A 26,689-nucleotide genomic window follows, 5' to 3' on the forward strand; every position below is an offset into this window, starting at 1 on the left:
CCAGAGATGATCGTGGATATCCGCACCTATAAGTTCCAGCCCGGCAAGATGGGCGCCTGGCTGAAACTCTATGAGGAGCTGGCCTGGCCGCTGCAGAAAAAGCATCTGGGCGAGTGCCTGGGCTTTTACACGACCATCGAGGGCGAGCTGCATCAGGTGGTGCATATCTGGCGCTATCAGAGCCAGGCTGACCGCGAGGCGCGGCGCAACGCCATGGCGCAGGAGCCCGGATGGGCGCAGTTCCTGGCGGAAACGGCGAAGCTGGAGGGGTTCCTCTCGATGGAAAACAAGCTGGCGCGGGAAACGCCGTTTTTCGCCGCCAAATGACCATGCAGAGCACCGCCGTCATCATCGCCGCCGGGCTGGGCACGCGGATGAAATCCAGCCTGCCGAAAGCCGCGCACAAGATCGCCGGGCAGCCGATGCTGGTGCATCTCATCCGCGCCGCGGAGCAGGTGTTCGACCGGATCGTCGTGGTGATCGGGCCGGATATGCCGGCCCTGGCGGCGCTGGCGGCCCCGCATCAGGTGGCCATCCAGGCCGAGCGGCTGGGCACGGCCCATGCCGCACGCCAGGCGCAGGCACAGTTCGGCGAGGGGCCGGTGGCGATTTTCTATGCCGACAACCCGCTGGTCTCGGCCGAGACCATGCGCGCCCTGCTGGCCCGCCTGCGGGAAAATGATGCCGGCCTCGTGCTGCTGGGCATGACCCCGCCGGATGCGGCGAAATATGGGCGGCTGGTGATGGAGGGCGCCTATCTCGCACGGATCGTCGAATATAACGACGCGACGCCGCAAGAGCGCGCGATCACCTTCTGCAATGCCGGCGGCATGGCGGCTTCGGGCACGGATATGAGCCGCTGGCTCGGGCGCGTCGGCAACGACAATGCGAAAGGTGAGTTCTATCTCACCGACATCGTCGCCCTGGCCCGCCAGGAGGGCGTCAATGTCGCGGCCTTGGACGCGGCGCATGATGAATGTCTCGGGGTGAATTCGCGCGCCGAGCTGGCGCTGGCGGAGGCGGCCTTTCAGAGCCGCGCCAGGAGCCGCTTCATGCGCGACGGGGTGACATTGCAGGCGCCGGATACGGTGTTTTTCGCGGCCGATACGCAAATCGGCGCCGATACGGTGATCGGCCCGCATGTCGTCTTCGGCCCTGGCGTCGCCATTGAGGAAGGGGTGGAGATCAAGGCCTTCTCGCATCTCGAAGGGTGCAGCGTGAAGACCGGCGCGGTGATCGGCCCCTATGCCAGGCTGCGCCCTGGGGCGGAGGTCGGCGAGGACGCGCATGTCGGGAATTTCGTCGAGCTGAAGGCGGCGAAGCTCGGCAAGGGCGCCAAGGCCAATCATCTGACCTATCTCGGCGATGCGGAGATCGGCCCTGGCAGCAATATCGGCGCCGGGACGATCACCTGCAATTACGACGGCAAGGCCAAACACAAGACCATGATCGGCGCGAAAGCCTTCATCGGCTCGAACAGCGCGCTGGTGGCGCCGGTACGCATCGGCGATGAGGCGCTGATCGCCGCCGGGTCCGTCATCACGCAAGATGTGCCTGACCAGGAAGTGGCCTTCGGCCGCGCCCGCCAGGTGACGAAGCCGCGCAAGGGCTGAACCATGATCGGCGCCTGAACGGCGCCGATGCCTCAGCGCAGATGCAAAGCCTGGAACAGCCCGGCGCTGGCCGGGATGAGGCGGATCAGCAGATGCCGCTCGGCCACCGCCAGAGCGATCACCAGCAGCAGCACCAACAAGACGATCAGCAGCGGACTGGCCGCCTGTCTGGTCTGGCGCGTGGCCGGGGGCTCAACCTGATCGGAATCCTGGCTGCGCGCCGCCCGCACCAGGCTGGCGAAGCGGTCCGCATCCCCATCCGGGATGTCGGGCTTGCTGGTATCGGGCTCGGTATCGCGCGCGGGCGGCGAAGCGGCCGCGGCGGCATGGGGCGCCGACGCCTCCTGACGAAGGGCAGCCTGCATCTCGGCGGCGGCTTCGGGATCGACCGGCTGACCGAAGCGGCGATTCGCAACCTCGCTGGCCGGCATCTCGGAGATCGAAGCGGCCTCCGGTGGGGCCTCAGGCGATGGGGCTGGCGCAAACGCCCAGCCATGCCCGCATTGTTCGCAGCGCAGGCGGCGCACGCTCTCGCCGAGCAGGTTGTCGGGAACGTCATAAAGCGTCTGGCAATTGGGGCAGGCGATCCGCATTGCGTTGCAATGGATGGCATTTTTAGCATGAAGCCGCAATAAGACCTTCAGCCTGCAAAGCATTTTGTCGAAAATAAACGCCCCGCAGATCTTGCTGGCCCCCGCCTTGTCGCGGCACTAGTGGCATTATGAGAGGACTGACCTGATGATCAGGTTCGACGATGTATGGCTGCGTTACCACCATGCAGCGCGGGACGGTGAAGCGGAGGCCCTGCGTGCCGTCAGCTTTGAAATCGAGGAAGGCGGGTTTCGCTGGCTCACCGGCCCCTCCGGGGCCGGGAAGACGAGCCTGCTGAAGCTCATCTATCTGGCCGAGCATCCCGCGCGTGGCCGCATCGAAATTCTCAACACCCGGGCCAACCGGCTGAGCCGGCGCGACGCCGCCCTGCTGCGCCGGCGGATCGGTGTGGTGTACCAGGATTTCCGCCTGCTGCCGCAGCTCGATGCCTATGATAACGTGGCGTTGCCGATGCGCCTGGCGCGCCGTGGCGAGGCCCAGGTGAAGGCGGATGTGACGGAGATTTTGCGCTGGGTCGGGCTTGCGCACCGCATGCATGCCCGGCCTGACGAGCTCTCCGGCGGCGAGCAGCAGCGCATTGCCATCGCCAGGGCCGTGGTGGCCCGGCCGCGGCTGCTGGTCGCCGATGAACCGACGGGAAATCTCGATGACGAACAGGCACAGCGCCTGATGCTGTTGATCACCGCGCTGAACAAGCTCGGCACGACCGTGGTTGTGGCCACCCATAATGCCGCGCTGGTGGAGCATTATCCGTTTCCCCGCCTGAGCCTGGAAAATGGCCGTCTGGTGCATGATGGCTAGGCATCGCGGAGATCTGCTGGGGCTGCGCTCGGCCTTGTCGGACCGGCTGCTGCCGGTGCTGGTCGGGGCGATGAGCTTTCTCGCCGCGCTGGCACTCGGCGGCGCCCTCGCCTGCGCGAATTTGGCGCAGAGCTGGCAAGGCGACACCGCCGCCGCCCTGACCATCCAGATCCCGCAGCCGGCCGACCCGGATGCCGGCAACGATGGCACGCGCCTCGCCGCCGTGCAGCGCGCGCTGGCGGCGAATCACGATGTTGAGGACGCCACGGTGCTGACCACGGCGGAGATGAACCGGCTGATCGCGCCCTGGATCGGCGGCGATGCCGCCTCACTCGGGCTGGCCCTGCCCGCGATCATCACCGCGCAATGGACCGGCAGCGGCAGCAGCGATGCGCTCGCGGCGCAGCTGCAGCAGCTCAGCCCGGGAACGGTGATCCGCACCGGCGCGATCTGGGCGCAGCGCGTCGCCACCTTGACGACCAGCCTGCAAGGCTGCGCCCTGGCGGTGCTGCTGATCGTCGCCCTGGTGGCCGCCGCCGTGGTCGCGGTGGCGACACGCTCCGGTCTGGCGCAATTGCGCGACACGATCGAGATTGTGCACGGGCTGGGCGCGTTGGAGGCGGATATCGCGACACGCTTCGCCGGCCGGGCGACATGGTTGGCCCTGGCCGGCTCGCTGGGCGGGGCCGTGCTCGCCGCCCCTGTGCTGGCCTGGCTGGCCTGGCTGGCCAGCCCGTTCACCGGACCGGCGCATCCGGCAAGCCTGTTCAACCTGCCGCCGTCCCTGCTGGCCCTGCTCCCGCTCCTGCCCGCCTGCGCGGCGCTGATTGGCTGGAGCACAGCCCAGATCACGGTTCGGGGCTGGCTCCGGCGGCTGCCGTGAGGTTTCGCCAGCGCCCGCGCCGCCGCCGCTGGTCGCTCACGCGGCTGCTCTCACGCGTGATATTGCTGGTGCTCGGCGCCTGGTCGGCCGGATTTCTGGTCTATCTGGGTGTCGTCTTCACGGCCATGCCGCCCAACCCGTTGCCGCCGGCGGATGGCATCGTCGCGTTGACCGGCGGCGATGACCGGATCAGCGCGGCGCTGGCGCTGCTTGCCGAGCACGAGGCGCCGCTGCTGTTGATCTCCGGTGCCGGCAAGGGCACCTATCTCGGCGACTTCACCCAGGATGATCGCAGTGCCGCGACCCGGTATGCCGATGCGATCACGCTGGGGCATATGGCGGCAACCACCCATGATAATGGCGCCGAGACCGCCGCCTGGGCCAAGGCGCACCATATGCGCTCGCTGATCGTGGTCACGGCGGATTACCATATGCCGCGGGCCTTGCTGGAAATTCAGCGCGCCCTGCCCGGCGTGGCGCTGATCCCCGATCCGGTGCGCCCGCCGGCGATGCGCGACCGCTTGACGCTGCCGACAATTCGATTACTGGCCATCGAATATAGCAAATATCTGGTGGTGCGCGCCGGGCTGGGCGGCCTGTTCAGCACCAACGACGCTGGAGATTATTGACGAACGATGCACCATGTCCGGTCTTTTGCCTTCAACGCCGTTCTCTGGGGCGCGGGCGCGGTGCTCAGCATCTGGTGTACCCTCTTCGGGCGGCATTTCAGGGATGGCATTCTGCGCACGGCGCAGCTCTGGACGCGGATCAGCCTGTGGGCGCTGCGCGCTTTCTGCGGCGTCAGCCTTGAGGTGCGGGGCCTGGAGAATCTCCCGACGGGGGCTGTGTCATCGCCGCGCAGCATCAATCGGCGCTGGACATCCTGCTTTGGATCAGCCTGCTGCCCGCCCCGGCCTTCGTGTTCAAGAAAGAGCTCAAGCGCATCCCGCTGTTCGGCGCGCTGCTCGAGCCGAGCGGCATGATTTCGGTTGACCGAAGCGGTGGCCGCAAGGCGTTGCGCGACATGGTCGAGCGCGCGCATCAGGCGGTCGCGGCGGGGCGGCAGGTGGTGATTTTTCCGGAAGGAACGCGGGTGGCGCCAGGCGTGCGCGGCGAGCTGCGCCATGGCATCGCCGCCATGGCGCAGGGGCTCTCCGCCCCGTTGCTGCCGGCGACGACCGATTCCGGCCTCCGCTGGGGGCGCAAATCGTTTCAGAAATCCCCAGGGCCGGTACATATCACCATCCACCCGGCGATTTTGCCGGGCATGAGCCGGGAAGAGCTGCTCGCGACCCTGACGGCGCTGTTTTACGGGTGAGCCACGCTTCTTGAGGCGAACAAAGTGAGGCCGAGCAGGATCGCATCCAGACCGAACGCGCTCTCCAGCCCGAACCGGTTGGAGACGAAGCCTATCATCACCGGCCCGCTGAGAAACCCGGCATAGCCGATGCCGACAACCACCGGCATGGCGTGCTGCACGGACATGCCGGGCACATGCGATGCGGCACTGAACAGCAGCGGCGCCATGTTGCCCGTGCCAAACCCGACCAGGCCGAAACCGATCACCCCCACCCAGCCGAAGGGGATGAAAATCGCCAGGGCAAACCCCAGCAGGCTGACCAGCGCGCCGAGCCGCATGATGGATGTCTGGCCAAACCGCATCGCCAGATGGTCGCCGGTCAGCCGGGCCAGGGACATCATCACGGCAAAGGCGGCAAAGCCCAGCGTCGCCTCGTCGATCGGCATATGCCGGGAAAACCGCAGATAGATGGCGCTCCAGTCGGTGCAGGCCCCTTCCGTCATGAAGGCGGCGTAGCAGCACAGCCCCAATATCACCGCCCGCCGGTTCGGCCAGACGAACTGGCGCGAGACCGGCGGAGAATCGGCTGATTTCGGCAGCAGCCGGAAGGATTGCGTCAGCCCGGCCAGCACCATCGCGGCGCTCACCAGGCAAATCGCCAAAACCGGCGTCCCCAATTTCAGAAACACGCTGTCGGCCAGGGCGATCAGCAGCGTGCCGATGCTGTAGCAGGCATGGAAACCCGACATCAGCAGCCGGCCCGATCGCGCCTCGATGGCGGCCCCTTGCGCGTTCATCGCCACATCCAGGAGGCCGAAATTCACGCCGTAGGCGAAGAGCAGAAGGGTGAAGATTTCGGGCGATGGCGCCATGCCGAGCAAGGGCAGCATCAGCCCCATCACCAGCCCGCAGGCGACGATGCAGCTGCGGCTCCCCCAGCGTCGAATCGCGAGCCCTGCCAGCGGCATGGCGGCGACACCGCCAGTGCCACCGGCGAGAAGAATGCCGCCCAGCGTGGCGTCGTCCAGCTGAAACCTGATCTTCGTATAGGGAATGAGAAAGGCCCAGACCGAGATCCCGAAACCCGCCACACTGAAGACGAGTTTTACCGTCCAGACCCGCGCATTCATGGCCGGAACCTATCCCCTCCCCGGCCGGCGGACAAGCGCGGCCCGTCAACAAAAAAGGGGCCGCGAGGCCCCTTCTAAGATCGATATGACAATGACTTACAACGCTCGGCGTCCGGCGATGGCGTGATAGATGACCAGCACGACCACCGCCCCGACAACGGCCACGAACAGCGACCAGAGATTAAATCCCGTCACCGGGACAGCGCCCAGAGCCGCGAAAATCCAGCCGCCGACCAGCGCGCCGACAATGCCGAGCACGATGTCCATGACCGGACCGCGGCCGCCATTATCGACAATCAGGCTGGCGATCCAGCCGGCGATCAACCCCAAAACGATCCAACCGACGATTGACATGGTTATGACTCCGGAAAAGTTACCTCGTCACCGAAATGGGCGGCGCCCCGCCCTCACACAACCATTGCGTCCAGAACTTCACCCGGCGTTCATGTTGAGTTTCAGCTTCCGCGCCTCCAGCCCTTGCCAGACGATCAGCACCGGCACCGCGATCACGAAATCCCGCGCGCGGCGCAGCAGCGACAGCGACAAGGCGATGTCCGGCGGAATGCCGAACAATCCGCCCAGCAGGGTGTAGGCCGCTTCCTGGACGCCAACGCGCCCTGGAATGAAGAAGGCCAGCGCCATGATCGCGTGCAGCATCGCTTCAATACAAACCGCATCGATCCAGGATAAATCCACCCCCAGAGCGTGAAACCCGATATAGGACGCCGTCCCGGTACCAATCCAGCACAGGAAATGGACAAAGGCAGCCCAGGCGAGACGGTGATGCTGGGTGTACATGCCGTTCAGCGAGCTTTGCAGCTTTTCCGCGTGGTCGGCCGCCCCCTGCCCGGTTGTTCCGGCGATGCGGGTGGCGAGGGCCTTAAACAATTTGGTCCCGGAGCCGCGTTGCGCGACGATCAGCCCGACCCCCAAAAACATCGCGACGGCCAAGCCGATGGACACCGGCATCAATAATTCCGAGCCCGGCACCTTGTTCGAGAGGATGACCAACCCGACCCCGACGAAAACCAGCTGCGCCAGGAATTCCGTGGTGATGTCGCCCAGCGTCGAGGCCACGGCGTCGGCCGTCGCCACCCCGCCCAACGTCATCACGCGCGCGCCCAGAACATATCCGCCAACCTGGGAGAATGGCAGGAACTCGCCGGTCGCGTCGCGCACGGCGCGGCCCCATACGCAGAGCCAGTAAGAGCCTTTCTGCCGTGAGCGCAGCAGGATCCGCCAGCTTCCCCCCAGCCCGAGCAGAATGACCAGCTGGGCCAGCACAAATTCGGCCGCCCCCAGCGCGCTGACCGATGCCAGCGCCCGCAACACGTCCGCCGCGCCGAAATAGACGATGAGCCCGGTGATGACCGCCAGCCCGGCCAGCGTCAGCACCGCTGGGATAAGTTTGCTTTTTACCGACAAATATTTTCTCAACGTCTCTGAATACGTGCTTTCAAGCGCAGAACCCACAGGCCAAGGCGCCCCAGAAACGGCATCGTCCCGGGGCGTTTCAGGCGTGCATCATACCCTGCCATGCGCCTTTTATCCTCTTCCAGACAGATTTCCAAAAGCTTGGGAAGATCCATCTCGTCACTGATCGCCGATGACCCGTTCATGGTGAAATTGGCATCCGCCCCTTCCAGACCATCCACATCCTTGGCCAAGCCGATCCGCTCATAGATCAGATAGGCCCAGACCGCCCAGATTTTCGCTTCGAACCAGGGCCGGAGATACCATCGCAGATTTGCCCGCCGCCACGCCAACCAGTTGGAGAAAAACAGAATATGCCGGCCTTCCTCCTGGACGACAGGCTCGAAGGTCTCCACCAGCTTGGCCGGAAAATAGCCCGAGCGCTTGGCCAGCTCGAACAGCCCGTAAGCGAAAAAACTATCGATACATTCCGAAAAGCCGGTGACCAGCCAGCCCCATTCGGCGTCGTTGGGGAGCGCGTAATCGGGTTCTGGCCGCATCGGGATGCCGTAGGCCGAAACCAGCCGGGAGAGCACATCGCGGTGGCGCGCCTCCTCGCCGGACATATGCAGCAATGCCGCGCGCAATGAAGGTTGCGGCACGGTCTGCGCATAAAAGGCGATTCGGGCGGCCGCCTTGATTTCCGTCTGCACGGCGATGTCCCAGATCGGCAGGGCGGTGATCCGGCTTAAGGTCTCCGGTTCCAGCTTTGGCCAGTCCAGCACCGCCGGTTTGTAGGGATTATAGGTGGCGGCGAGCAGGCTGGTGAACATCCGAAAATGCGCGTCCGACCCGGCCTTGATCGGGCCGGCCTCCGGGAATTGCCAATGCCGTGCCTGGTGATCGGCCGAAACCACCTCATCTTCCGTGGCGGCGGCTCTTGTCGGGATCACACGAATCTCGTTCATCTTCATCCTCGGTGTTGCGCCAAAGGCTGCAATGGGTTCTACAGCCAGTGTCCTGTACGGTATATGGCGCCGGCCGGATGACTGCACAGCACGAGGAAGACGAATTGGCACAGGGTGATCTGGTGCTGGTGACCGGGGCGACCGGCTTTGTCGGGGCCGCCGTCGCCAAGGCGGCGCGCGCGGCGGGGTATCGCGTGCGGGTGACGGCGCGTCAAAACTCCGACCGGCGCAATCTTGCCGGGTTTGAGGATCAGGCTGTCTATCTGGACCTTGCCGAGCCCGAAAGCTTCCCGGCGGCGCTCAAGGATTGCCGGTATCTGCTGCATGTGGCGGCCGATTACCGGCTCTGGGTGCCCAACGAGGCCGCGATGCGCAAGGTCAATATCGATGGCAGCGTCGCCTTGCTGCGTGCCGCGCAGCGCGCCGGGGTGGAGCGCAGCATCTATACCAGCTCGGTCGCGGCACTCGGGCTGACGGATGACGGCTCCCCGGCGGACGAGACCACCCTTATCCTCCCGGCCCACCATGTCGGCGCCTATAAGCGCAGCAAGTACGATGCCGAGCAGGCCGTACGCCGCCTGGCGCAAGAGCAGGATATCGTGATCGTGAATCCCTCCACGCCGGTCGGCCCGGGCGATGTCAAACCCACACCGACCGGCCAGATGGTGCTGGATGCGGCACGGGGGAAGATGCCCGCCTTCGTCGATACCGGCCTGAATGTCGCGCATGTGGACGATGTCGCGGCCGGGCATCTGCTGGCCCTGACGCAAGGCCGCTCCGGCGAGGGCTATATTCTCGGCGGCGAGGATTTGATGCTGCGCGATCTGCTGGCGCTCGTGGCCGAGCTCAGCGGGCGCGCCGCGCCGAAACTGCGCCTGCCCTTGGCGCCGCTGATGCCGCTCGCCTGGGCGATGGAGCGCATCGCCGAGCGCACCGGCAAGACCCCGCTGATGACACCGGATATTCTTCGCATGGCCAAGAAAAAAATGTTCTTTTCCACGCATAAAGCCCGGACAGAGCTGGGCTACGCGCCGCGCCCGGCGCGCCAGGCGGTGGCGGATGCGCTGATCTGGTTCCGCAAGGAAGGGCGCCTGACATGATCCTGCTGCTGGCCTTCGCGATCTGGCTCTATCTGGCCTTCTTTCATGGGCGGTTCTGGGATTCAGCGCCGGAACTGCAACCCGCCTTGCCGTTGGAGACGCCTCAGGTCGATATCATCATTCCCGCGCGCGATGAGGTGGAGACGATCGGGCCGGTCATCGCCTCGCTGCTGGCGCAGGATTATGCCGGGCCGTTTCGCGTCATTCTGGTTGACGACAACTCCACGGACGGCACCGCGGCGGCGGCGGGCGCGGATCCGCGCCTGAGCATTTTGACCGGCGCGCCGAAACCCGCCGGATGGTCGGGAAAGCTGTGGGCGCTATCGCAAGGGGTGGCGGCCAGCGAGGCGCCGGTGATCCTGTTCGCGGATGCGGACATCACCCATGACCCACGGCATCTGGCCAGTCTGGTGGCCAAGATGAACAGTGACCGGCTGGACATGGTCTCCGAGATGGTGCGGCTGAACTGCGCTTCCCGGGCGGAGACATTCCTGATCCCGGCCTTCATCTATTTTTTCCAGATGCTCTATCCCTTCGCCAGGGTGAACGATCCGCGCTCGCGCGTCGCCGCCGCGGCGGGGGGGACCGTGCTGATCAAGCGCGCCGCGCTCGCGCGCATCGGCGGGCTGGAAGCGATGCGCGACGCCTTGATCGACGACGTGACGCTGGCGGGCAAGGTGAAAAAATCAGGGCCGATCTATCTCGGCCATTCCGGTCTCGCGACCTCGATCCGCCCCTACCCCGCCCCCGGCGATATCTGGGACATGATCGCGCGGACGGCCTTCACCCAGCTGCGCTATTCGGCCCTGCTGCTCGCCGGCACCATCATCGGGCTGGCTCTGGTCTGGCTGGTCTTTCCCTTCGCCGCGCTCTGCACCGGGTTTGGCTGGCGCGCGGCGCTGGGGCTGGCCATCTGGGCGATCGCCGCCCTCACCTATTTCCCGACCCTGGACCGCTATAAGGTGCACCGGGCCTATGCCATCGCCTTGCCCGCCATTGCCCTGTTCTACATGGCCGCCACCATCGGCTCCGCCTGCAACCATTGGCTGGGGCGCGGCGCCAAATGGAAGCGCCGCGCCTATGCCGGGGATAAAACATGATCGCCAATGACAACACCGCGCCGCGCTTCGCCAGCCGGGAAGACAGCGTCGAATCCTGGTCCGGCAAGGACAAAAGCGATGAGAATTTTCCCGTCGCCTCGCTGCTGATCGCCAAGCCGCTGCGCGCGCGGGTGCATGCCTATTACGATTTCGCCCGCAATGCCGACGATATTTCCGACAGCGCGACCCTGCCGGCGGCCGACAAGATCACCCGGCTGGACGCGATGGAGGCGGTGCTGACCGGCGCCCTGGACGAAGGCAGCCCCAGCGCCCTGACGCTGCGCCAGTCCTTGGCGGAGTCCGGCGTGACGGCTGAGCATGCGCGCGAATTGCTGGTGGCGTTCCGGCGGGACGTGACCAAGCTGCGCTATGAAAGCTGGGAGGAGTTGCTGGATTATTGCCGCTACTCGGCCGCCCCGGTCGGGCGCTATGTGCTCGATGTGCATGGCGAATCCCGGGAGACATGGGCGCCCTCGGACGCGCTCTGCGCCAGTTTGCAGGTGCTCAACCATTTGCAGGATTGCGCCAAGGATCTGCGCGCGCTGGACCGTTGCTATGTGCCGCAGAGCTGGTTGCGCGAACAGGGCCTGACCACGGACGACATCGCCCGGCCAGAGACAAGTCCGGCCCTGCGGCTGGTCTTCGACAGGATGCTGGACGCCACGGAGGCGCTGAACCGCGACGCCGCCGCCCTGCCAGGGCGCGTCAGATCCCGCCGGCTGCGGATTGAAACCGCGATCATCTGCGCGCTGGCGCGGCGGCTGACGTCGTTGTTGCGCGCCGGCGATCCGCTGGCCACACGGGTCAAGCTGTCCAAATTCGACCTTCTCAACGCCAGCCTGAAAGGGCTCAGATACGCGTTATGATCCGCCCCGACGATACCGCCTTCATCACCGCGCTGGTGAAGGCGTCCGGCACCTCATTCTATCACGGCATGAAAATCCTTGCCCCCGAGCGCCGGGATGCGATGTATGCGATCTATGCGTTCTGCCGCATCGTCGATGACATCGCCGATGAGGAAGGACGGGATTTTCCAACCAAACAGGCGGAGTTGCAGGGCTGGCGCGAGCGGATTTCCGCGCTGTACGGGCAGGGCATCGCGGACTGTCCCGTCACCCGCGCCTTGCTGAGCGTGATCCAGGATTATCAGCCCCGCCAGGAGGATTTCATCGCCATCATCGATGGCATGGAGATGGATGCGGGGGCGCCGATCATCGCGCCGGATCTGGCGTTTCTCGATCTTTATTGCGACCGTGTCGCCTCCGCAGTCGGGCGGCTTTCCGTGCGGGTCTTCGGCGACGCCTCCCCGGCGGCGGATGAGGTGGCCCATGCGCTCGGCCGCGGACTGCAGCTGACGAATATTCTGCGCGACGTGGCCGAGGACGCGGCCCGTGGACGCATCTACCTGCCGGCGGAACATCTTGCCGCGGCCGGCGTGCCGGCGGACCCGGCGCGGATTCTCGATGCCCCCGGCCTGGCGCGGGCCTGCGGCGCGGTTGCGGCCATGGCCGAGCAGAATTTCAGCCGTGCCCACGCCGCGATGGCAAGCTGCGATGCCAAGGCGATGCGCCCGGCGCGCATGATGGAGGCCAGCTACCGCCCATTGCTCGCGCAACTCCGGCGGCGGCATTTCGATTATCGCCGGGGCCGGGTGAGCCTGCCGAAATGGCGCAAGCTCTGGCTGGCCGCACAGCTTCTGGTGGGCTGAATGAAAATCCACGTCATCGGCGCCGGGCTGGCCGGGCTTTCAGCCGCCTGCGCCCTCACGGAGGCGGGCCATCAGATTCTGCTGTCCGAGGCAGCGCCACAGGCCGGCGGGCGCGCCCGCTCCTATTTCGACAAGCAGCTCGGCTGCCGGATCGATAACGGCAACCATTTGCTGCTGTCCGGCAACAAGGATGCGTTGCGTTATCTACGCCGGATCGGCGCCGAGGACACACTTACCGGGCCGGACGAGGCAAATTTTCCGTTTCACGACCTGAAGACCAATCGCGGCTGGACGCTGCGGCTGAATCACGGCCGGATACCCTGGTGGATCGCCGCGCCGCGCCGGCGCGTGCCCGGCACGCGCCTCGTGGATTATCTTGCCTTGAAGAGATTGCTGCAGGCGCGCCCCAGTGATCTGGTCGAGACGCTGGTCGGGCGCGGGCCGCTTTATGAGCGCCTGCTGGAGCCGCTGGCCATCGCCGCCCTCAACACCATGCCAGACATCGCCGCCGCCCAGCCTTTGGGGGCTGTGCTGGCGGAAACCGTGGAGCGCGGCGGTTTTGCCGCCTTGCCACGCTGGGCCAGGCTGGGGCTTTCGGAAAGCTTCGTGGACCCGGCCTTGGCCTGGCTGCGGCAGCGCGGCGCCGAATTGCGGTTTGGCGAGCGCGTCACCCACCTCCCCCCGGACCAGCCGACAATCCTGGCGGTTCCGCCCTGGGTTGCGAAAGAGCTGATGCCGGAGCTGGACGTGCCCGACGCGTTCGAATCGATCTGCAACCTGCATTTCAAAACGCCACGCGGGCCCGCGGAAGCGACCTTCCATGGCGTCATCGGCGGGCTGACGGAATGGATCTTCCTGCGCGAGAACGTGATTTCCGTCACCATCTCGGCCGCCAACCGCCATGCGCATCTGGGGCAGGATGCCATCGCGGCACAGGTCTGGGGGGAGGTCTGCCAAGTGCTGGGCCAAACCCTGAAGCTGCGGCCCTATCGGGTGCTATGGGAAAAGCGCGCCACATTCGCCTGCACCCCCGCGCAGCTGGCCAAGCGGCCAGGGCCGCGCAGCCCCCGCCCTTTGGTTGCGCTGGCCGGGGATTGGACCGACACGGGCCTGCCGGCGACGATCGAAGGCGCCATCCGCTCGGGCGAGGCCGCGGCCAAGGCCCTGCTGAGCCAGATCTAATCTCAGCCATGCTCGCATAGGCACTGGAAAACCCCGGAAAAAACTGCCAAATCCGCTCCGATGAACGCCATTCTGGACGATGCGATTGAACAGGCCCGCGCCTCCCTCCGCACGGAGCAGCGCGAAGATGGGCATTATTGCTACGAGCTGGAAGCCGACGCCACGATTCCCGCCGAATATGTGCTGCTCGAGCATTATCTCGACCGCATCGATGACGGGCTGCAAGCCAAGATCGGCGTCTATCTGCGCCGGATCCAGGGCGACTACCCCGGCTGTGAAGGCGGCTGGCCGCTGTTTCACGGCGGCAAAATGGATCTCTCCTGTTCGGTGAAGGCGTATTTCGCGCTGAAGGCGATCGGCGACAGCCCGGAGGCGCCGCATATGCGCCGCGCCCGCGCCGCGATATTGGCAGCCGGCGGCGCCGAACGCAGCAATGTTTTCACCCGCTTTCAGATGGCCCTGTTCGGTGCCGTGCCCTGGACGGCCTGCCCCGTCATCCCGGTGGAAGCGGTGTTGATGCCGGACTGGTTCCCCTTCACGATGCGCAAAGTATCCTACTGGTCGCGCACGGTGATGGTGCCGCTGATGGTCTTGGCGGCGGTGAAGCCACGGGCGCGCAATCCCCGCCAGATCCGCATCGACGAGCTGTTCGTCACCCCGCCCGATCAGGTGAAGGACTGGATTCGCGGCCCCTACAAATCCGCCTGGGGCCCGGCCTTCAAGATATTGGACGATGTGCTGCGGATCGCCGAACCGGCCTTCCCAATGCGCACCCGCGACAAGGCCGTGCGCAAGGCGATCGATTGGAGCATCGAGCGGCTCAACGGTGAGGATGGGCTCGGCGCCATCTATCCGGCAATGGCCAATGCCGCGATGATGTTTGACCATTTCGGCGATGCCGCGCATTTTGACATCGCCTGGAATGCTGTTCGCAAACTGCTTGTGGTGGGCGAGACCGAGGCCTATTGCCAGCCTTGCCTGTCACCTGTCTGGGACACGGCGCTCGCCGGACATGCCTTGGCGGAAGCCGGCGACAAGGACGCGCTTGCCGCCGCCTGCGATTGGCTGATCCCGCGTCAGGAACTGGAACTTGTCGGTGACTGGGCCGATAACACGCCAGGCACACGCCCCGGCGGATGGGCCTTCCAGTACAACAACCCGCATTACCCCGACGTTGATGACACCGCCGTGGTGGCGATGCTGCTGCACCGCGCCGGCGACCCGAAATATGCCGAAAGCATCTCCCGCGCGCGGGAATGGATCATCGGCATGCAATCGACCAACGGCGCCTGGGGCGCCTTCGATATCAACAACGACCGGCAATATCTCAACCATATTCCGTTCGCGGATCATGGCGCGCTGCTCGACCCGCCGACCGAGGATGTCTCCGCGCGCTGCATCTCTTTTCTCGCGCAGCTTGGCCACGCCGAGGACCAGCCCGCGATCCAGCGCGGCATTGCCTACCTGAGAGAGACGCAGAAGCCTGACGGGTCCTGGTTTGGGCGCTGGGGCACGAATTATATCTACGGCACCTGGTCGGTGCTGTGCGCCTTGAATGCAGCCGGAATTGCGCATGACGATCCCATGATCGAAAAGGCGGCTTCGTGGCTTATCTCCAAACAGCGCCCCGATGGCGGGTGGGGCGAGGATTGCGAGACCTACGCAGACGCGCCTGCCGGAGAATTCCACGGCGTCGCCGCCCAAAGCCTACCGAGCCAGACGGCCTGGGCCCTGCTCGGCTTGATGGCGGCGGGATTGGTGGAGCATGAAGCCGTGCAACGTGGCATCCAATATCTGCAATCGGCGCAAGGCACCGATGGAAGCTGGAGCGAAGCGCCTTATAATGCCGTCGGGTTTCCGCGCGTCTTCTATCTGAAATATCACGGCTATCCGCGTTTCTTCCCGGTTCTGGCACTCAGCCGCTACCAACGGCTGATCGCCCGAAATGACCGCCATGTCGAATTTGGCTTCTGACAAGGGAAAATAGAGCAAAAAGACAAACCCACAAAAATCGTCTTGATTTTTGAACAGAATCTCTCCTAACGTAACGTAACTTTCTCTTCACGTCGTTTGTTTTGGCGGTTACGCTCGATTTTATGGATGATATTCGACTCGCTTCGATTTTCCGGCCTGAGAATCAATTCAAAGCTTGGACGAACATCATCTCCATCGACGAAACCGCGATTACGCTGGAAGCGCTTTTTCAGAGAGAACAGGCGCTTCCCGGGGTCATAATCGAGGAAAACCACCAAAGCCGTACCCTGTTGAGCCGCCGTGTGTTTTTTGCGGTGATCAGCCGGCCATTTGGGCGGGAGGTTTTTTTAAAGCGCCCCTTACGGGAACTGATCGCCTCAGCGAAACCGGAAACGCTCATTTTAAGCGAGGATACACCGCTTTCCGTGGCTTGCCGCGCGGCCCTGGCGAGATGCGATTCAAACCGGTTCGAGCCTTTCATCATGATGAGCGGCGCGTCAGCGTTTATTATCGAGTTGGCGGATCTGCTGTTGGCGCAAGCCGACGCGTTGGAAAAAACCGTTTTTGAAAAAAGCCTACTTGCGGAAACGGCAACGCAGACGGCGAGCGACTTGAAGCAGGCGCTGCAGGAGCAGCATCAACTGGCCGAAGAGCTCGAGCGGGCCAGGACACTGGCCGAGCATGATGCAACGCACGACTCTCTGACAGGGTTGCTGAACCGCAAAGGCTTCTTTGCGGAAATGCGGGCCGCGATGGCGGCGAAGGCGAGCGGCCGCGGTCCGGATTACGGCCTGCTGTTTCTTGACCTCGATCGCTTCAAACTCATCAATGACAGTTTGGGGCATCATAGAGGCAATGAACTTCTGATTCAGGTGGCTGAAAGATTGTCGGCTTTGGCCGCACGGTGCAATTCATCAACACTCCAGGACGCGTCCTCGCAGGATAAATGCATTGTCGGGCGGCATTCCGGTGATGAATTCGTTTTGCTGCAGAGCATAGACGAGGATCCTGATGCGATTTTAAAAACAGCACAGACCTTGCTGGCCTCTCTTACCGCCCCCTACATGCTAGGCGGCAAGCCTTATACAATCGGCGTAAGTATCGGGCTCGTCGGCGCCCTCAGCCATTACGAGGACCACGAACCCGCACTGCGCGACGCCGATATCGCCATGTATGAGGCGAAACGGCATAAGGAACAACCGATTGTTCGCTTCGAATCGCCAATGCACAAGACGGTCGAGCGGCGCGTTGAGCTTGAAGCCGAACTCAGGGAAGCTGTTCACCGCAACGAACTTGTACTGCATTATCAACCAATCATCGATACGTTCACCGGCGATGTCTTTGCCTATGAGGGGCTATTGCGCTGGCAAAGAGAGCGCGACATCATTCCCCCGGGAGAATTCATCTCCGTGGCCGAGGAGACTGGGCTGATCAACGAAATCGGCTTGCATGTCATGAGATCCGCATGTCACTGGATGAAAAACCACACCCAAAAAGGCGGCAATGCGAATAGCTTGGTCAGTTTGAATATCTCGGCGGTACAGTTGGCGAACACCGAACTGCCCGCTCAGTTCGAAGCGATCTGCCTGAACGAAGCCGTGCCGACAAGCCGGTTTATTCTTGAAGTCACGGAACAATCCGCAATGTCCTATCCCGAACGTTCCCTGAACATTCTTGAGGATTTGAAGCAGCGCGGCTTCCGCCTGGCTCTCGACGATTTCGGGACCGGGTATTCTTCATTAAGCTGGCTGCATAAATACCCCTTCGATCTTTTAAAAGTCGATCGTTCGCTGATTGCTGGGGTCGGTCAAACCGCGAACTCAGAAAAAATGGCCGCCGGTATCTTGCATCTTTCTAAAATTCTCGGGTTGCACGTGATCGCCGAAGGGGTGGAGCGGCTTTCGCAAAAGCAGACACTCAACGAGACAGGATTTCAATTGATGCAGGGCTACCATTTCGGCCGCCCTGCGCCATCCTGGCCGATCGAAGCCAGCCCGTTTTAAAAGGTTCCGTTATTCAACCGGGCGGCACGCGGATAGTTTTTGAAAAACCTGAGGCGCCAATTCTTTCCTACAGATCAGCAGATCCGGCAGATAAGGATCGGCATTGTTATAGACCAGATCAGTTCCGTCCACGCGTGAGGCATGCAATCCAGCCGCCAAAGCTACAGCAGCCGGGGCGCAATTATCCCATTCATACTGCCCTCCGGTGTGGAGATAGATATCGGCATCACCACGCAGAACCGCCATCGCCTTAGCGCCCGCGGAGCCCATCGGCACCAGCTCCGCCCCCAGAGCCTCGGCGACATCGAGCGCTTCCTTCGCCGGCCGCGAACGGCTGACAAGCATCCGCAATTTTTCAGGGCTCTGCTTTACGTCATGAGGCTCGGAGAGCATGACCACGCCGCTTGCGGGAAGAGCGACCGCGCCTATTTTGGCCACGCCATTGATCGCAAGGCCGACATGAACCGCCCAATCATCGCGGCCTTCGGCATATTCGCGCGTGCCGTCCAACGGATCGACAATCCAGACACGCTCCGCCTGCAGCCGGGACGGATTGTCTCTTTCCTCTTCGGAGAGCACGGCATCATGCGGACGATTTTCTGCAAGCGCCTCCATGATGAAGGCATTCGCGACGCGATCCCCGGCCTTTCCCAACGCCTTGCCGGAGAACAAGCCCGCCCCCCGCAGCTCAAGCAACAATTTCCCCGCCGCCTCCGCGATGGCCTTGGCCAATTCAAGATCGGTCACGGAATCAGCCTCTCCACGATCATGTCCGCGGCCTCTTCTGGCGTCATCCTGGACGTGTCGATGCGAATCTCTGGATCGAGCGGCGCCTCATAGGGGCTGTCGATCCCGGTGAAATTCTTCAATTCGCCCGATCGCGCCTTCTTATACAGCCCTTTGACATCGCGCCGTTCTGCTTCCTCCAAGGCCGTATCAACAAACACCTCGACGAACTCATTCGGTGCCATCATCTGCCGTACCATGTCACGCTCCGAGCGGAACGGCGAAATGAAGGCGGTGATGACGATCAACCCGGCATCCGTCATCAGCTTCGCGACCTCACCGACGCGGCGAATATTTTCGATACGGTCGGCCTGCGTGAAGCCAAGATTCTTGTTCAAGCCATGACGAACATTGTCACCATCGAGCAGGAATGTATGCCGGTTCATCCGGACCAGTTTTTTCTCGACCAGATTGGCAATCGTGCTCTTGCCCGCGCCGGAAAGCCCCGTGAACCAAAGCACCACAGGCTTTTGGTTTTTCAAATTGGCTCGAACGTCCCGCGACACATCAAGCGCCTGCCAATGCACGTTTTGAGACCGCCTGAGCGAGAAATGCAGCATCCCGGCCGCAACAGTCGCGTTCGTCATCTTTTCGATGATGATGAAGCCACCCAGCGTTCGGTTGGTCTCGTAGGCTTCGAACGGGATCGCGCGGTCGGTGGTGATATTCGCGACACCGATCGCGTTCAGCTCAAGCGTCTTGACCGCCGTCCGCTCGAGCGTATTGACGTTGATCTGATATTTGGGCGCCTGGATTGAAGCCGAAACCGTCTGTGTTCCGATCTTCATCCAGTAAGAGCGGCCAGGCGTCATCATCTCGTCGGCCATCCAGACGATGGTTGCTTCAAACTGGTCGGCAACCTGCACCGGCTCATCGGCCGCGGTGATCACATCGCCGCGCGAGCAATCGATTTCGTCGGCCAGGCACAGCGTCACGGACTGGCCGGCGACAGCCTGCTCGAGATCCCCCGAGAATGTCACGATCCGATCGATCGAAGAGGTTTTTCCGGACGGCAGAACACGAATTGCATCACCGCGCTTGACGCAGCCTGTCGCGACGAGACCGGAGAAGCCGCGGAAATCCAAATTCGGCCGATTCACCCATTGCACCGGCATGCGAAACGCCTTGCCCTGGTCCGCCGTCACATCCAGTTCAACATTTTCGAGAAGCTCGACCAAGGGCACGCCCGTATACCAGGGCGTGTTCTTGGAGCGCGCGGTGATATTGTCGCCCACATACCCGGAGATCGGCATGGGGGTGAATGATTTGATCCCTATGCTTTGCGAAAAGCTTCTATATTCCTCGACAATGCGATCATATTTCTGCTCATCATATCCGATCAGATCCATCTTGTTCACCGCCAGCACGAGGTGCCGGATGCCGATGAGATGGGCCAGATAAGAGTGGCGTCGCGTCTGGGTCAGAATCCCCTTGCGCGCATCGACGAGAATGATGGCAAGATCAGCCGTGGAGGCGCCCGTCACCATGTTTCGGGTATATTGCTCGTGGCCTGGCGTGTCTGCGACGATGAATTTCCGCTTTTCAGTCGCAAAGAACCGATAGGCGACGTCGATGGTGATCCCTTGTTCGCGCTCCGCCGCGAGGCCATCAACCAGCAACGCAAAATCGATATTCTGCCCTTGCGTGCCGATTTTCTTGGAATCGGACTCAAGTGCCGCCAGCTGATCCTCGAAGATCATTTTTGAATCATACAGCAGGCGCCCGATCAGGGTCGATTTTCCGTCATCGACGGAACCGCAGGTGATGAAGCGCAGCAGGGATTTATGCTGATGCTGCAGGAGATAAGCGTCAATATCCTCGGCGATCAGCGCATCGACCTTATAGGAGCCGGTCTGAATTTCGGACATCAGAAATATCCCTCCTGCTTCTTCTTTTCCATGCTGGCGCCACCTGCATCCTTGTCGATCACACGCCCCTGCCGCTCGGAGGTGGTGGTGAGCAGGGTTTCCTGGATCACTTCACTGATGGAATGAGCCTGGCTTTCAACCGCACCCGACAAAGGATAGCAGCCAAGCGTGCGAAACCGGACGGATTTCATAACCGGCGTTTCACCATCGCGCAGGCGAAACCGGTCATCATCGACCATGATCAACAACCCGTCACGCTCCACGACAGGGCGTTCAGCCGCGAAATAAAGCGGTACGATCGGGATGCGCTCCAGCTGGATATATTGCCAGATATCCAGCTCGGTCCAGTTGGATATTGGAAAGACGCGAATGCTTTCGCCCTTGTTTTTCCTGGCGTTGTAGAGATTCCACAATTCCGGGCGCTGCGCCTTGGGGTCCCAGCGGTGGTTGGCCGACCTGAAGGAGAAAATCCGCTCCTTCGCGCGGCTCTTTTCCTCATCCCGGCGCGCGCCGCCGAAGGCTGCGTCAAACCCGTATTTGTCGAGCGCCTGCTTCAGCCCCTCGGTCTTCCACATATCCGTGTGCAAGGGGCCGTGATCGAAAGGATTGATGCCTTTCTCTTTCGCTTCCGGATTTTGATAAACAAGCAATTCCATGCCGCTCTCTTTGGCCATGCGGTCGCGCAGCTCATACATGGCCTTGAATTTCCAGGTCGTATCGACATGGAGCAGCGGAAATGGCGGGGGCGAGGGGTAGAAGGCCTTGCGGGCGAGATGCAGCATCACCGCGCTGTCTTTGCCCACGGAGTACAGCATGACGGGGTTTTCACTCTCCGCCACTACCTCACGCATGATATGGATGGCCTCAGCTTCCAGGCGCTGCAAATGCGTCAAAATTTGCGGCGCGGCAGTGGCGGGCAGATCAGGTGTCTTCAACAAAGCGCACTCCTGGGAAGCTGGCATTCGATCAATTTAGGCCTTCATACAGGCTGCGCAATGCACCGGCTGAACCGCTCTGGCAAGCCCAAACACGAATTCCCTACAGGATTCAGGAGCTTATTGCCGACCGGCGACATCTGGTGCGATTTTTTTGTCCCACGTCCCGCATCAAGGGGCGTTTTTTCTGGACCCATATCGCCCGCCAGCCGGGGCTTGGGTTTACCGGGCGGCTCGTCTATTTCCCTCAGGGCAGTTATCGGTCGAAGAGGGAAGATCATGGAAGGCGTCTTGGTTACCGGAGGCGGGCGGCGGCTGGGCGGCATCATCGCGCGGCATCTCGGCACAAGCGAGCGTCATATCTTCGTGCATTACCACAACTCCGCCGAGGGCGCTGACCAGGTTGTCCACGATATTATCGCCGCCGGCGGACATGCCAGCGCGGTCGGCGCCGATCTTGGCGATGCGCAACAGGTCGAGGCGGCCTTCCGCCAATGTGACAGCATCTGCCCCCTCGGCCTGCTGATCAACAGCGCCTCGGGCTTTGACTATGACAGCGCGGCTTCGGTGACGCCGGCGGGGCTGGAAGCGCATATGCGGGTCAATCTCTTCGCCCCGGCGCTGCTCACCCAATATATGTATAAATCCCTGGTCAGCCGGAATAAGGCTGGTGTTGCCATCAGCATCGTCGATAACAAGGTGTTTGGCCTCAACCCGGATTACTTCTCCTATAGCCTATCGAAAATCGCGCTGCAGGGCATGATCCAGATGCACGCCATGGCGTTGGCGCCAACACTGCGCGTCGCCGGCATTGCGCCGGGGCTGACCCTGATCAGCAAATTGCAGTCGGAAGCGGAGTTCGAGCGCAGCCATCGCAACAACCCGATGGGCCAGGGCTGTACGCCGGATCAGATTTTGAACGCGATCGATTTCATTCTCGCCAGCCCCGCCTTTCATGGCCAGACGCTGGTGATCGACGGCGGACAGGTGCTGCAGAGGCGCGGACGGGATGTCGTCTTCCTGGAAAACCCGTCTTTGGCCGTACCGTGAGGCTGGCGTTGCGAGTCATGGCGTTCACGGCTAAGCAAACCGGGTCACGTGTCTCAAGGGTCAATTAACTTGCAGAACCGCCTTCGCTCCCTCGGCGCCCTCGCCGCCTTTTCCCTGCTCACCGGCTGCGGTGTCGGCCACTCTCTCGGACATGAGTTGCTCGGCTTGAACGATGGCAGCCCGACCTCCGGAACGGTGCCCTCCCAGTTCGGTTATGCCGTGGCCGACGAGCCCGAGGCGGCGGTGATTGGGCGCGACATCCTGAACCGTGGCGGCAATGCGGTTGACGCGGCCGCGGCTGAAGGCTTCGCCCAGGCCGTGACCCTGCCCTCCCGCGGCGGGCTCGGCGGCGGCGGCGCCTGCATCATCAAGATGCCCGGCCCGGATGGGAAAATGCAGAAGCCGGTCATGCTGAGCTTCCCCGCCGGGCTTCCGGCGCAGACGAGCGGCGACCGCCCGGCCGCCGTGCCGCTGCTGGCGCGCGGGCTGCTGGCGATGCAGGTCCGCTATGGTCAATTGCCGCTATCTTCGGTGATTGTCCCGGCCGAACGGCTGGCCGGCGGCGCCCCGGTCTCGCAGGCCTTGGAGAGCGATCTCCAGGTGGTGGGCAACGCCCTGCTGGCGGACCCGCAGGCTGCGGCGGTGTTCGCCCCCGGCGGCACGCTGCTGGCGGCGGGCGCCAATTTACAGCAGCCCGACCTGGCCGCCACACTGGAGAGCCTGCGCGTGAACGGCGTGAACGGGCTCTATGCGGGCATCGGCGCGGCGCAATTCGCAAAGGCCGCCGACCAAGCCGGCGGCGGCCTGACCACTGGCGATCTGGTGAACGCGACGCCGCACTATGGCGCGCCGGACATAACGCAGCAGGGGGATTATCAGGTCGCCAGCCTGCCCGTGTCGCCTGACGCCGACGGACGGGCGCTGCCCGCCTCGGCTAGCTTCATGGCCTTGGACAAAAAGGGCGGCGCGGTGATTTGCGTGACCTCGATGAATAATCTCTTTGGCACGGGGCGGATTGCGCCGGGCACCGGCATCTTGCTGGCCGCCTCGCCCAGGACCGCCCCAACGCCGGATCTGGCCGCCGAAATGGCCTATACCAGCGGCAGCTACGCCTTCCGGGCGGCGGCCACCGGCACCGGGCAGAACGCCGCGGCGGCGGCGGCGCGCATTGGCCTCGACAACGCGTTGAGCGGCAAAAACGCACCCATCCCCGCCCCTGGCCGCGCCAATATCATCTCCTGCCCGAACAATGTCCCCGGCGGCGAGGCCAGCTGCCGCGCCAGCACCGCGCCGGGCGCCCATGGATTGGCCATCGGCGGGCGCTGAATTGGCTCTGAAAATCGGCGCGGGACGGCTCGTCCCGCCCTTTCAGGTGATGGATGTCATCCTCGCCGCCAACCAGCGCGCCGCCAACCTGAAAGCCGGTGAGGCGAAGATTTTACGCATGGAGGTCGGTCAACCGGGGACCGGCCTGCCCGCAGGAGCCCGCCAGGCCGTTGAGGCCGCCCTGCGGAGCGGCGCCGCCTTGGGCTATACTGACGGGCTGGGCCTGCCATCGCTGAAAGCCCGGATCGCCCGGCATATCGCCGACTGGTATGGCATAGACGTCTCGCCCAACCGCATCGCGGTAACCGTCGGCGCCTCGGGCGGATTTCCCCTGGCGTTTCTTTCGAGCTTCGACGTTGGCGACGTGGTCGCGCTCGCAGCACCCTACTACCCGCCTTATTACAATATTTTACTGGCACTCGGGCTGCGGCCGCTGGTCCTGCCTTGCGGCATCGAGACAGGGTTTCAGCCGACGGTGGAAATGCTCGACGCCCTGCCCCGCAAGCCTGATGGGCTGATCGTCGCCAGCCCGGCGAACCCCACCGGCTCGATGCTCGCGCCGGACAAGCTGGCTGCGCTTTGCCATTATTGCGATGCGGCCGGAATCCGCCTGATCTCGGACGAGATCTATCACGGCCTCACTTACGGCAAGCCGCAGGCCTCCGCCGCCCAATATTCCGCGAGCGCCATCGTCATCAACTCGTTTTCCAAGTATTTTTCCATGACCGGCTGGCGGATCGGCTGGATGGTGCTGCCCGAGGACATGGTGCGCATCACCGAGCGCCTCGCCCAGAATATGTTCATCTGCCCGCCCCATATCGCGCAGGTGGCGGCTGAGGCCGCCATGGATTGCCGGGTGGAACTCGAAGCGAATCGCGCCGGGTACGCCCATGCCCGGGAGGTGCTGATGGCGGGGTTGCGGGATGCCGGCTTCTCCACATTCTCCCCACCAGATGGCGCCTTCTATCTTTACGCCGATATCGAAGGCCGGGCTCAGGACAGCGCCGCCTTCTGCGCGCGCCTGCTGGCGGAGCAGAATATCGCCGCCACGCCGGGCCTGGATTTCGACGCGCAACGCGGCGGCCGGTATTTCCGCCTCAGCTATTGCGGGCCTCTGGAGGATGTCGAAGCGGCCATCTCCAGGCTGAAACGGCTCGGCTGAGTTTATTTACTCGCGAGTAAATAAAGGCTATCCAAAGCGTCGGGCATCGCATATCAAGGATGACCCTTCGAGGGACAGTTCAGAGGTATCAAAATGAAATTGCTGGTCGCCGTGAAGCGGGTGGTCGACTATAACGTCAAGGTTCGCGTCAAGTCCGATGGGTCTGGCGTGGAAACCGCGGGCGTGAAAATGTCGATGAACCCCTTCGATGAAATCGCCGTGGAAGAAGCCGTTCGCCTGAAGGAAAAAGGCATCGCGTCTGAGATCATCGCGGTCTCGATCGGCGTGACCCAGGCCCAGGAAACCATCCGGACCGCGTTGGCCATGGGCGCTGACCGGGGCATTCTGGTGGAAACCGAAACCGCTGTTGAGCCTTTGGCCGTCGCCAAAATCCTGAAGGAAGTGGCGCTCAAGGAAGGTGTTGAGGCGGTCATCCTCGGCAAGCAGGCGATCGACGATGACATGAATGCAACCGGGCAGATGCTCGCCGCCCTGCTCGACTGGCCGCAGGCGACATTTGCCTCGAAAGTTGAGATCGCCGACGGCGCCGCGACCGTGACCCGCGAAATCGACGGCGGCCTGGAGACGGTGAAACTGACCCTGCCGGCCGTGATCACCGCGGATTTGCGGCTGAATGAGCCGCGCTACGCGTCGCTGCCGAACATCATGAAAGCCCGCAAAAAAACCATCGATACGCTCAAGCCGGCGGATCTTAACGTGGATGTTTCGCCACGTTTGACCTTGATCAATGTCAGCGAGCCGCCGACGCGCAAAGCTGGCATCAAGGTGCCGGACGTGGCCAGCCTGGTCGAAAAACTCCGCAACGAAGCAAAGGTGATCTGATCATGACGTCTTTGGTGATCCTTGATTTTGACGCCACCGGCATCAAGCAGCCGTCGCGCTCGGCCATTGCCGCGGCGGCCCGGCTTGGCGATGTGCATGTGCTCGTCGCCGGCCAGAATGTCGCCGACACCGCCGAACAGGCTTCGAAACTCGCTTGCGTGTCCAAGGTGCTGGTGGCGGATGACGCGGCTTATGCGCATCACCTCGCTGAACCGATGGCCGCGTTGATCATGTCGGTTGCGGGAAATTACAGCCATATTCTGCAGGCCGCCACCGCATCCGGAAAAAACGTCCTGCCCCGCGTCGCGGCGCTGCTGGACGTGCAGCCTATTTCCGATATCTCGGATGTTGTCGATGCCGATACCTTCGTCCGGCCGATCTATGCCGGCAACGCCATGGCGACCGTCAAATCCGCTGACAAGGTGAAAATCATCACCGTGCGCGCGGCCTCCTTTGACCCCGTCGCCGCGGAAGGCGGCGCTGCGCCGGTTGAGGCCATTTCCGCGCCCCGCCCTGCGGAAAAATCAATCTATGTCGGCGAGGAGATTTCCAAGTCCGAACGGCCGGAACTCACCGCCGCGCGCATCATCATCTCGGGCGGCCGAGGCATGCAGGCGGGCGATAATTTCGCCAAGCTGATCGAGCCCATCGCCGACAAGCTTGGCGCCGCCGTTGGCGCGTCGCGCGCCGCCGTCGATGCGGGCTATGTGCCCAATGATTATCAGGTAGGCCAGACCGGTAAAATCGTCGCCCCCGAGCTTTACATCGCGGTTGGCATTTCCGGCGCCATTCAGCATCTGGCCGGCATGAAGGACTCCAAGGTCATCGTGGCCATCAACAAGGATGAGGACGCGCCGATCTTTCAGGTGGCCGATTACGGACTTGTCGGCGACCTGTTCACGATTCTGCCCGAACTAGAGAAGGCCCTTTAA

26 protein-coding genes are annotated in these 26,689 nt (G+C 63.1%); 18 read left to right on the forward strand and 8 right to left on the reverse strand.

Going from position 1 to position 26,689, the window contains the following annotated elements:
- Positions 1 to 6 precede the first annotated feature (6 nt).
- Together ACZ46S_RS06295 and glmU are read left to right on the forward strand one after the other, a co-directional pair.
- The gene (locus ACZ46S_RS06295) at positions 7 to 327 is read left to right on the forward strand and encodes an NIPSNAP family protein (RefSeq protein ID WP_464063788.1); all 321 of its coding nucleotides are present in this window, start codon (positions 7 to 9) and stop codon (positions 325 to 327) included.
- 2 nt (positions 328 to 329) lie between these two features.
- Positions 330 to 1,613: a bifunctional UDP-N-acetylglucosamine diphosphorylase/glucosamine-1-phosphate N-acetyltransferase GlmU gene (glmU, locus tag ACZ46S_RS06300; protein ID WP_464064265.1), complete on the forward strand. Its 1,284-nt coding sequence runs from the start codon at positions 330 to 332 to the stop codon at positions 1,611 to 1,613.
- Positions 1,614 to 1,645: 32 nt separating this feature from the next.
- Here glmU and ACZ46S_RS06305 read toward each other — a convergent pair whose 3' ends face one another.
- Positions 1,646 to 2,206 carry a zinc-ribbon domain-containing protein gene (locus ACZ46S_RS06305; protein ID WP_464063789.1) on the reverse strand — a complete coding sequence of 187 codons (561 nt, stop codon included), beginning with the start codon at positions 2,204 to 2,206 and terminating at the stop codon, positions 1,646 to 1,648.
- 145 nt (positions 2,207 to 2,351) lie between these two features.
- On the opposite strand from ACZ46S_RS06305, the gene ftsE reads away from it, so the two are divergent.
- The 4 genes from ftsE to ACZ46S_RS06325 all read left to right on the forward strand — a co-directional run bounded on the left by ftsE (position 2,352) and on the right by ACZ46S_RS06325 (position 5,227).
- On the forward strand, positions 2,352 to 3,026 hold the full coding sequence (ftsE, locus tag ACZ46S_RS06310) for a cell division ATP-binding protein FtsE (RefSeq protein WP_295740645.1): 675 nt from the start codon (positions 2,352 to 2,354) through the stop codon (positions 3,024 to 3,026).
- Positions 3,016 to 3,909, forward strand: a complete 894-nt coding sequence (locus tag ACZ46S_RS06315; protein WP_464063790.1) for a cell division protein FtsX — start codon at positions 3,016 to 3,018, stop codon at positions 3,907 to 3,909. Before ftsE ends, ACZ46S_RS06315 begins: the two co-directional genes overlap by 11 nt.
- Positions 3,906 to 4,538, forward strand: a complete 633-nt coding sequence (locus ACZ46S_RS06320; protein WP_464063791.1) for a YdcF family protein — start codon at positions 3,906 to 3,908, stop codon at positions 4,536 to 4,538. The genes ACZ46S_RS06315 and ACZ46S_RS06320 overlap by 4 nt, the downstream gene beginning before the upstream one ends.
- Before the next feature lie 263 nt (positions 4,539 to 4,801).
- Positions 4,802 to 5,227 (forward strand): lysophospholipid acyltransferase family protein, encoded by a 426-nt coding sequence (locus ACZ46S_RS06325; protein ID WP_464064266.1) that lies wholly within the window; start codon positions 4,802 to 4,804, stop codon positions 5,225 to 5,227.
- Here ACZ46S_RS06325 and ACZ46S_RS06330 read toward each other — a convergent pair.
- The 4 genes from ACZ46S_RS06330 to ACZ46S_RS06345 all read right to left on the reverse strand — a co-directional run bounded on the left by ACZ46S_RS06330 (position 5,218) and on the right by ACZ46S_RS06345 (position 8,720).
- Positions 5,218 to 6,339 (reverse strand): MFS transporter, encoded by a 1,122-nt coding sequence (locus ACZ46S_RS06330; protein WP_464063792.1) that lies wholly within the window; start codon positions 6,337 to 6,339, stop codon positions 5,218 to 5,220. The genes ACZ46S_RS06325 and ACZ46S_RS06330 overlap by 10 nt on opposite strands.
- A gap of 96 nt (positions 6,340 to 6,435) precedes the next feature.
- Positions 6,436 to 6,693, reverse strand: a complete 258-nt coding sequence (locus tag ACZ46S_RS06335) for a GlsB/YeaQ/YmgE family stress response membrane protein (RefSeq protein WP_295740635.1) — start codon at positions 6,691 to 6,693, stop codon at positions 6,436 to 6,438.
- Positions 6,694 to 6,771: 78 nt separating this feature from the next.
- Positions 6,772 to 7,776 carry a lysylphosphatidylglycerol synthase domain-containing protein gene (locus ACZ46S_RS06340; RefSeq protein ID WP_464063793.1) on the reverse strand — a complete coding sequence of 335 codons (1,005 nt, stop codon included), beginning with the start codon at positions 7,774 to 7,776 and terminating at the stop codon, positions 6,772 to 6,774.
- Positions 7,773 to 8,720 carry a ferritin-like domain-containing protein gene (locus ACZ46S_RS06345; protein WP_295740631.1) on the reverse strand — a complete coding sequence of 316 codons (948 nt, stop codon included), beginning with the start codon at positions 8,718 to 8,720 and terminating at the stop codon, positions 7,773 to 7,775. Before ACZ46S_RS06345 ends, ACZ46S_RS06340 begins: the two co-directional genes overlap by 4 nt.
- Before the next feature lie 77 nt (positions 8,721 to 8,797).
- On the opposite strand from ACZ46S_RS06345, the gene hpnA reads away from it, so the two are divergent.
- From hpnA to ACZ46S_RS06380, 7 genes are all read left to right on the forward strand, one after another.
- On the forward strand, positions 8,798 to 9,820 hold the full coding sequence (gene hpnA / locus ACZ46S_RS06350) for a hopanoid-associated sugar epimerase (RefSeq protein WP_464063794.1): 1,023 nt from the start codon (positions 8,798 to 8,800) through the stop codon (positions 9,818 to 9,820).
- The gene (locus ACZ46S_RS06355; RefSeq protein ID WP_464063795.1) at positions 9,817 to 10,920 is read left to right on the forward strand and encodes a glycosyltransferase; all 1,104 of its coding nucleotides are present in this window, start codon (positions 9,817 to 9,819) and stop codon (positions 10,918 to 10,920) included. Before hpnA ends, ACZ46S_RS06355 begins: the two co-directional genes overlap by 4 nt.
- Positions 10,917 to 11,786 carry a squalene synthase HpnC gene (gene hpnC / locus ACZ46S_RS06360; protein ID WP_464063796.1) on the forward strand — a complete coding sequence of 290 codons (870 nt, stop codon included), beginning with the start codon at positions 10,917 to 10,919 and terminating at the stop codon, positions 11,784 to 11,786. The genes ACZ46S_RS06355 and hpnC overlap by 4 nt, the downstream gene beginning before the upstream one ends.
- The gene (gene hpnD, locus ACZ46S_RS06365; protein ID WP_295740623.1) at positions 11,783 to 12,628 is read left to right on the forward strand and encodes a presqualene diphosphate synthase HpnD; all 846 of its coding nucleotides are present in this window, start codon (positions 11,783 to 11,785) and stop codon (positions 12,626 to 12,628) included. The genes hpnC and hpnD overlap by 4 nt, the downstream gene beginning before the upstream one ends.
- Positions 12,629 to 13,810 (forward strand): hydroxysqualene dehydroxylase HpnE, encoded by a 1,182-nt coding sequence (gene hpnE / locus ACZ46S_RS06370; protein ID WP_464063797.1) that lies wholly within the window; start codon positions 12,629 to 12,631, stop codon positions 13,808 to 13,810.
- 60 nt (positions 13,811 to 13,870) lie between these two features.
- Positions 13,871 to 15,784: a squalene--hopene cyclase gene (gene shc, locus ACZ46S_RS06375; RefSeq protein ID WP_464063798.1), complete on the forward strand. Its 1,914-nt coding sequence runs from the start codon at positions 13,871 to 13,873 to the stop codon at positions 15,782 to 15,784.
- Between the two features lie 122 nt (positions 15,785 to 15,906).
- Positions 15,907 to 17,787: a putative bifunctional diguanylate cyclase/phosphodiesterase gene (locus tag ACZ46S_RS06380; RefSeq protein ID WP_464063799.1), complete on the forward strand. Its 1,881-nt coding sequence runs from the start codon at positions 15,907 to 15,909 to the stop codon at positions 17,785 to 17,787.
- Positions 17,788 to 17,796: 9 nt separating this feature from the next.
- Here ACZ46S_RS06380 and ACZ46S_RS06385 read toward each other — a convergent pair whose 3' ends face one another.
- The 3 genes from ACZ46S_RS06385 to cysD are packed head-to-tail and all read right to left on the reverse strand — an operon-like array spanning position 17,797 to position 21,403.
- The gene (locus ACZ46S_RS06385) at positions 17,797 to 18,534 is read right to left on the reverse strand and encodes a 3'(2'),5'-bisphosphate nucleotidase CysQ (protein ID WP_464063800.1); all 738 of its coding nucleotides are present in this window, start codon (positions 18,532 to 18,534) and stop codon (positions 17,797 to 17,799) included.
- Positions 18,531 to 20,441, reverse strand: a complete 1,911-nt coding sequence (cysN, locus tag ACZ46S_RS06390) for a sulfate adenylyltransferase subunit CysN (RefSeq protein ID WP_464063801.1) — start codon at positions 20,439 to 20,441, stop codon at positions 18,531 to 18,533. Before cysN ends, ACZ46S_RS06385 begins: the two co-directional genes overlap by 4 nt.
- On the reverse strand, positions 20,441 to 21,403 hold the full coding sequence (gene cysD / locus ACZ46S_RS06395) for a sulfate adenylyltransferase subunit CysD (RefSeq protein ID WP_464063802.1): 963 nt from the start codon (positions 21,401 to 21,403) through the stop codon (positions 20,441 to 20,443). The genes cysN and cysD overlap by 1 nt, the downstream gene beginning before the upstream one ends.
- A 252-nt stretch (positions 21,404 to 21,655) precedes the next feature.
- Between cysD and ACZ46S_RS06400 the strand changes: the two genes are divergently transcribed.
- The 5 genes from ACZ46S_RS06400 (at position 21,656) to ACZ46S_RS06420 (ending at position 26,689) form a co-directional block, all read left to right on the forward strand.
- Entirely contained in the window at positions 21,656 to 22,426 is a 771-nt protein-coding gene (locus ACZ46S_RS06400; RefSeq protein ID WP_464063803.1) for an SDR family NAD(P)-dependent oxidoreductase, read from the forward strand.
- 69 nt (positions 22,427 to 22,495) lie between these two features.
- Entirely contained in the window at positions 22,496 to 23,752 is a 1,257-nt protein-coding gene (locus tag ACZ46S_RS06405) for a gamma-glutamyltransferase (protein WP_464063804.1), read from the forward strand.
- 1 nt (position 23,753) lies between these two features.
- On the forward strand, positions 23,754 to 24,914 hold the full coding sequence (locus ACZ46S_RS06410; protein ID WP_464063805.1) for a pyridoxal phosphate-dependent aminotransferase: 1,161 nt from the start codon (positions 23,754 to 23,756) through the stop codon (positions 24,912 to 24,914).
- A 93-nt stretch (positions 24,915 to 25,007) separates the two neighbouring features.
- The gene (locus ACZ46S_RS06415; RefSeq protein WP_295740603.1) at positions 25,008 to 25,757 is read left to right on the forward strand and encodes an electron transfer flavoprotein subunit beta/FixA family protein; all 750 of its coding nucleotides are present in this window, start codon (positions 25,008 to 25,010) and stop codon (positions 25,755 to 25,757) included.
- 2 nt (positions 25,758 to 25,759) lie between these two features.
- Positions 25,760 to 26,689 (forward strand): electron transfer flavoprotein subunit alpha/FixB family protein, encoded by a 930-nt coding sequence (locus ACZ46S_RS06420; RefSeq protein WP_464063806.1) that lies wholly within the window; start codon positions 25,760 to 25,762, stop codon positions 26,687 to 26,689.

It is taken from the genome of Acidocella aluminiidurans (genome assembly GCF_055383125.1).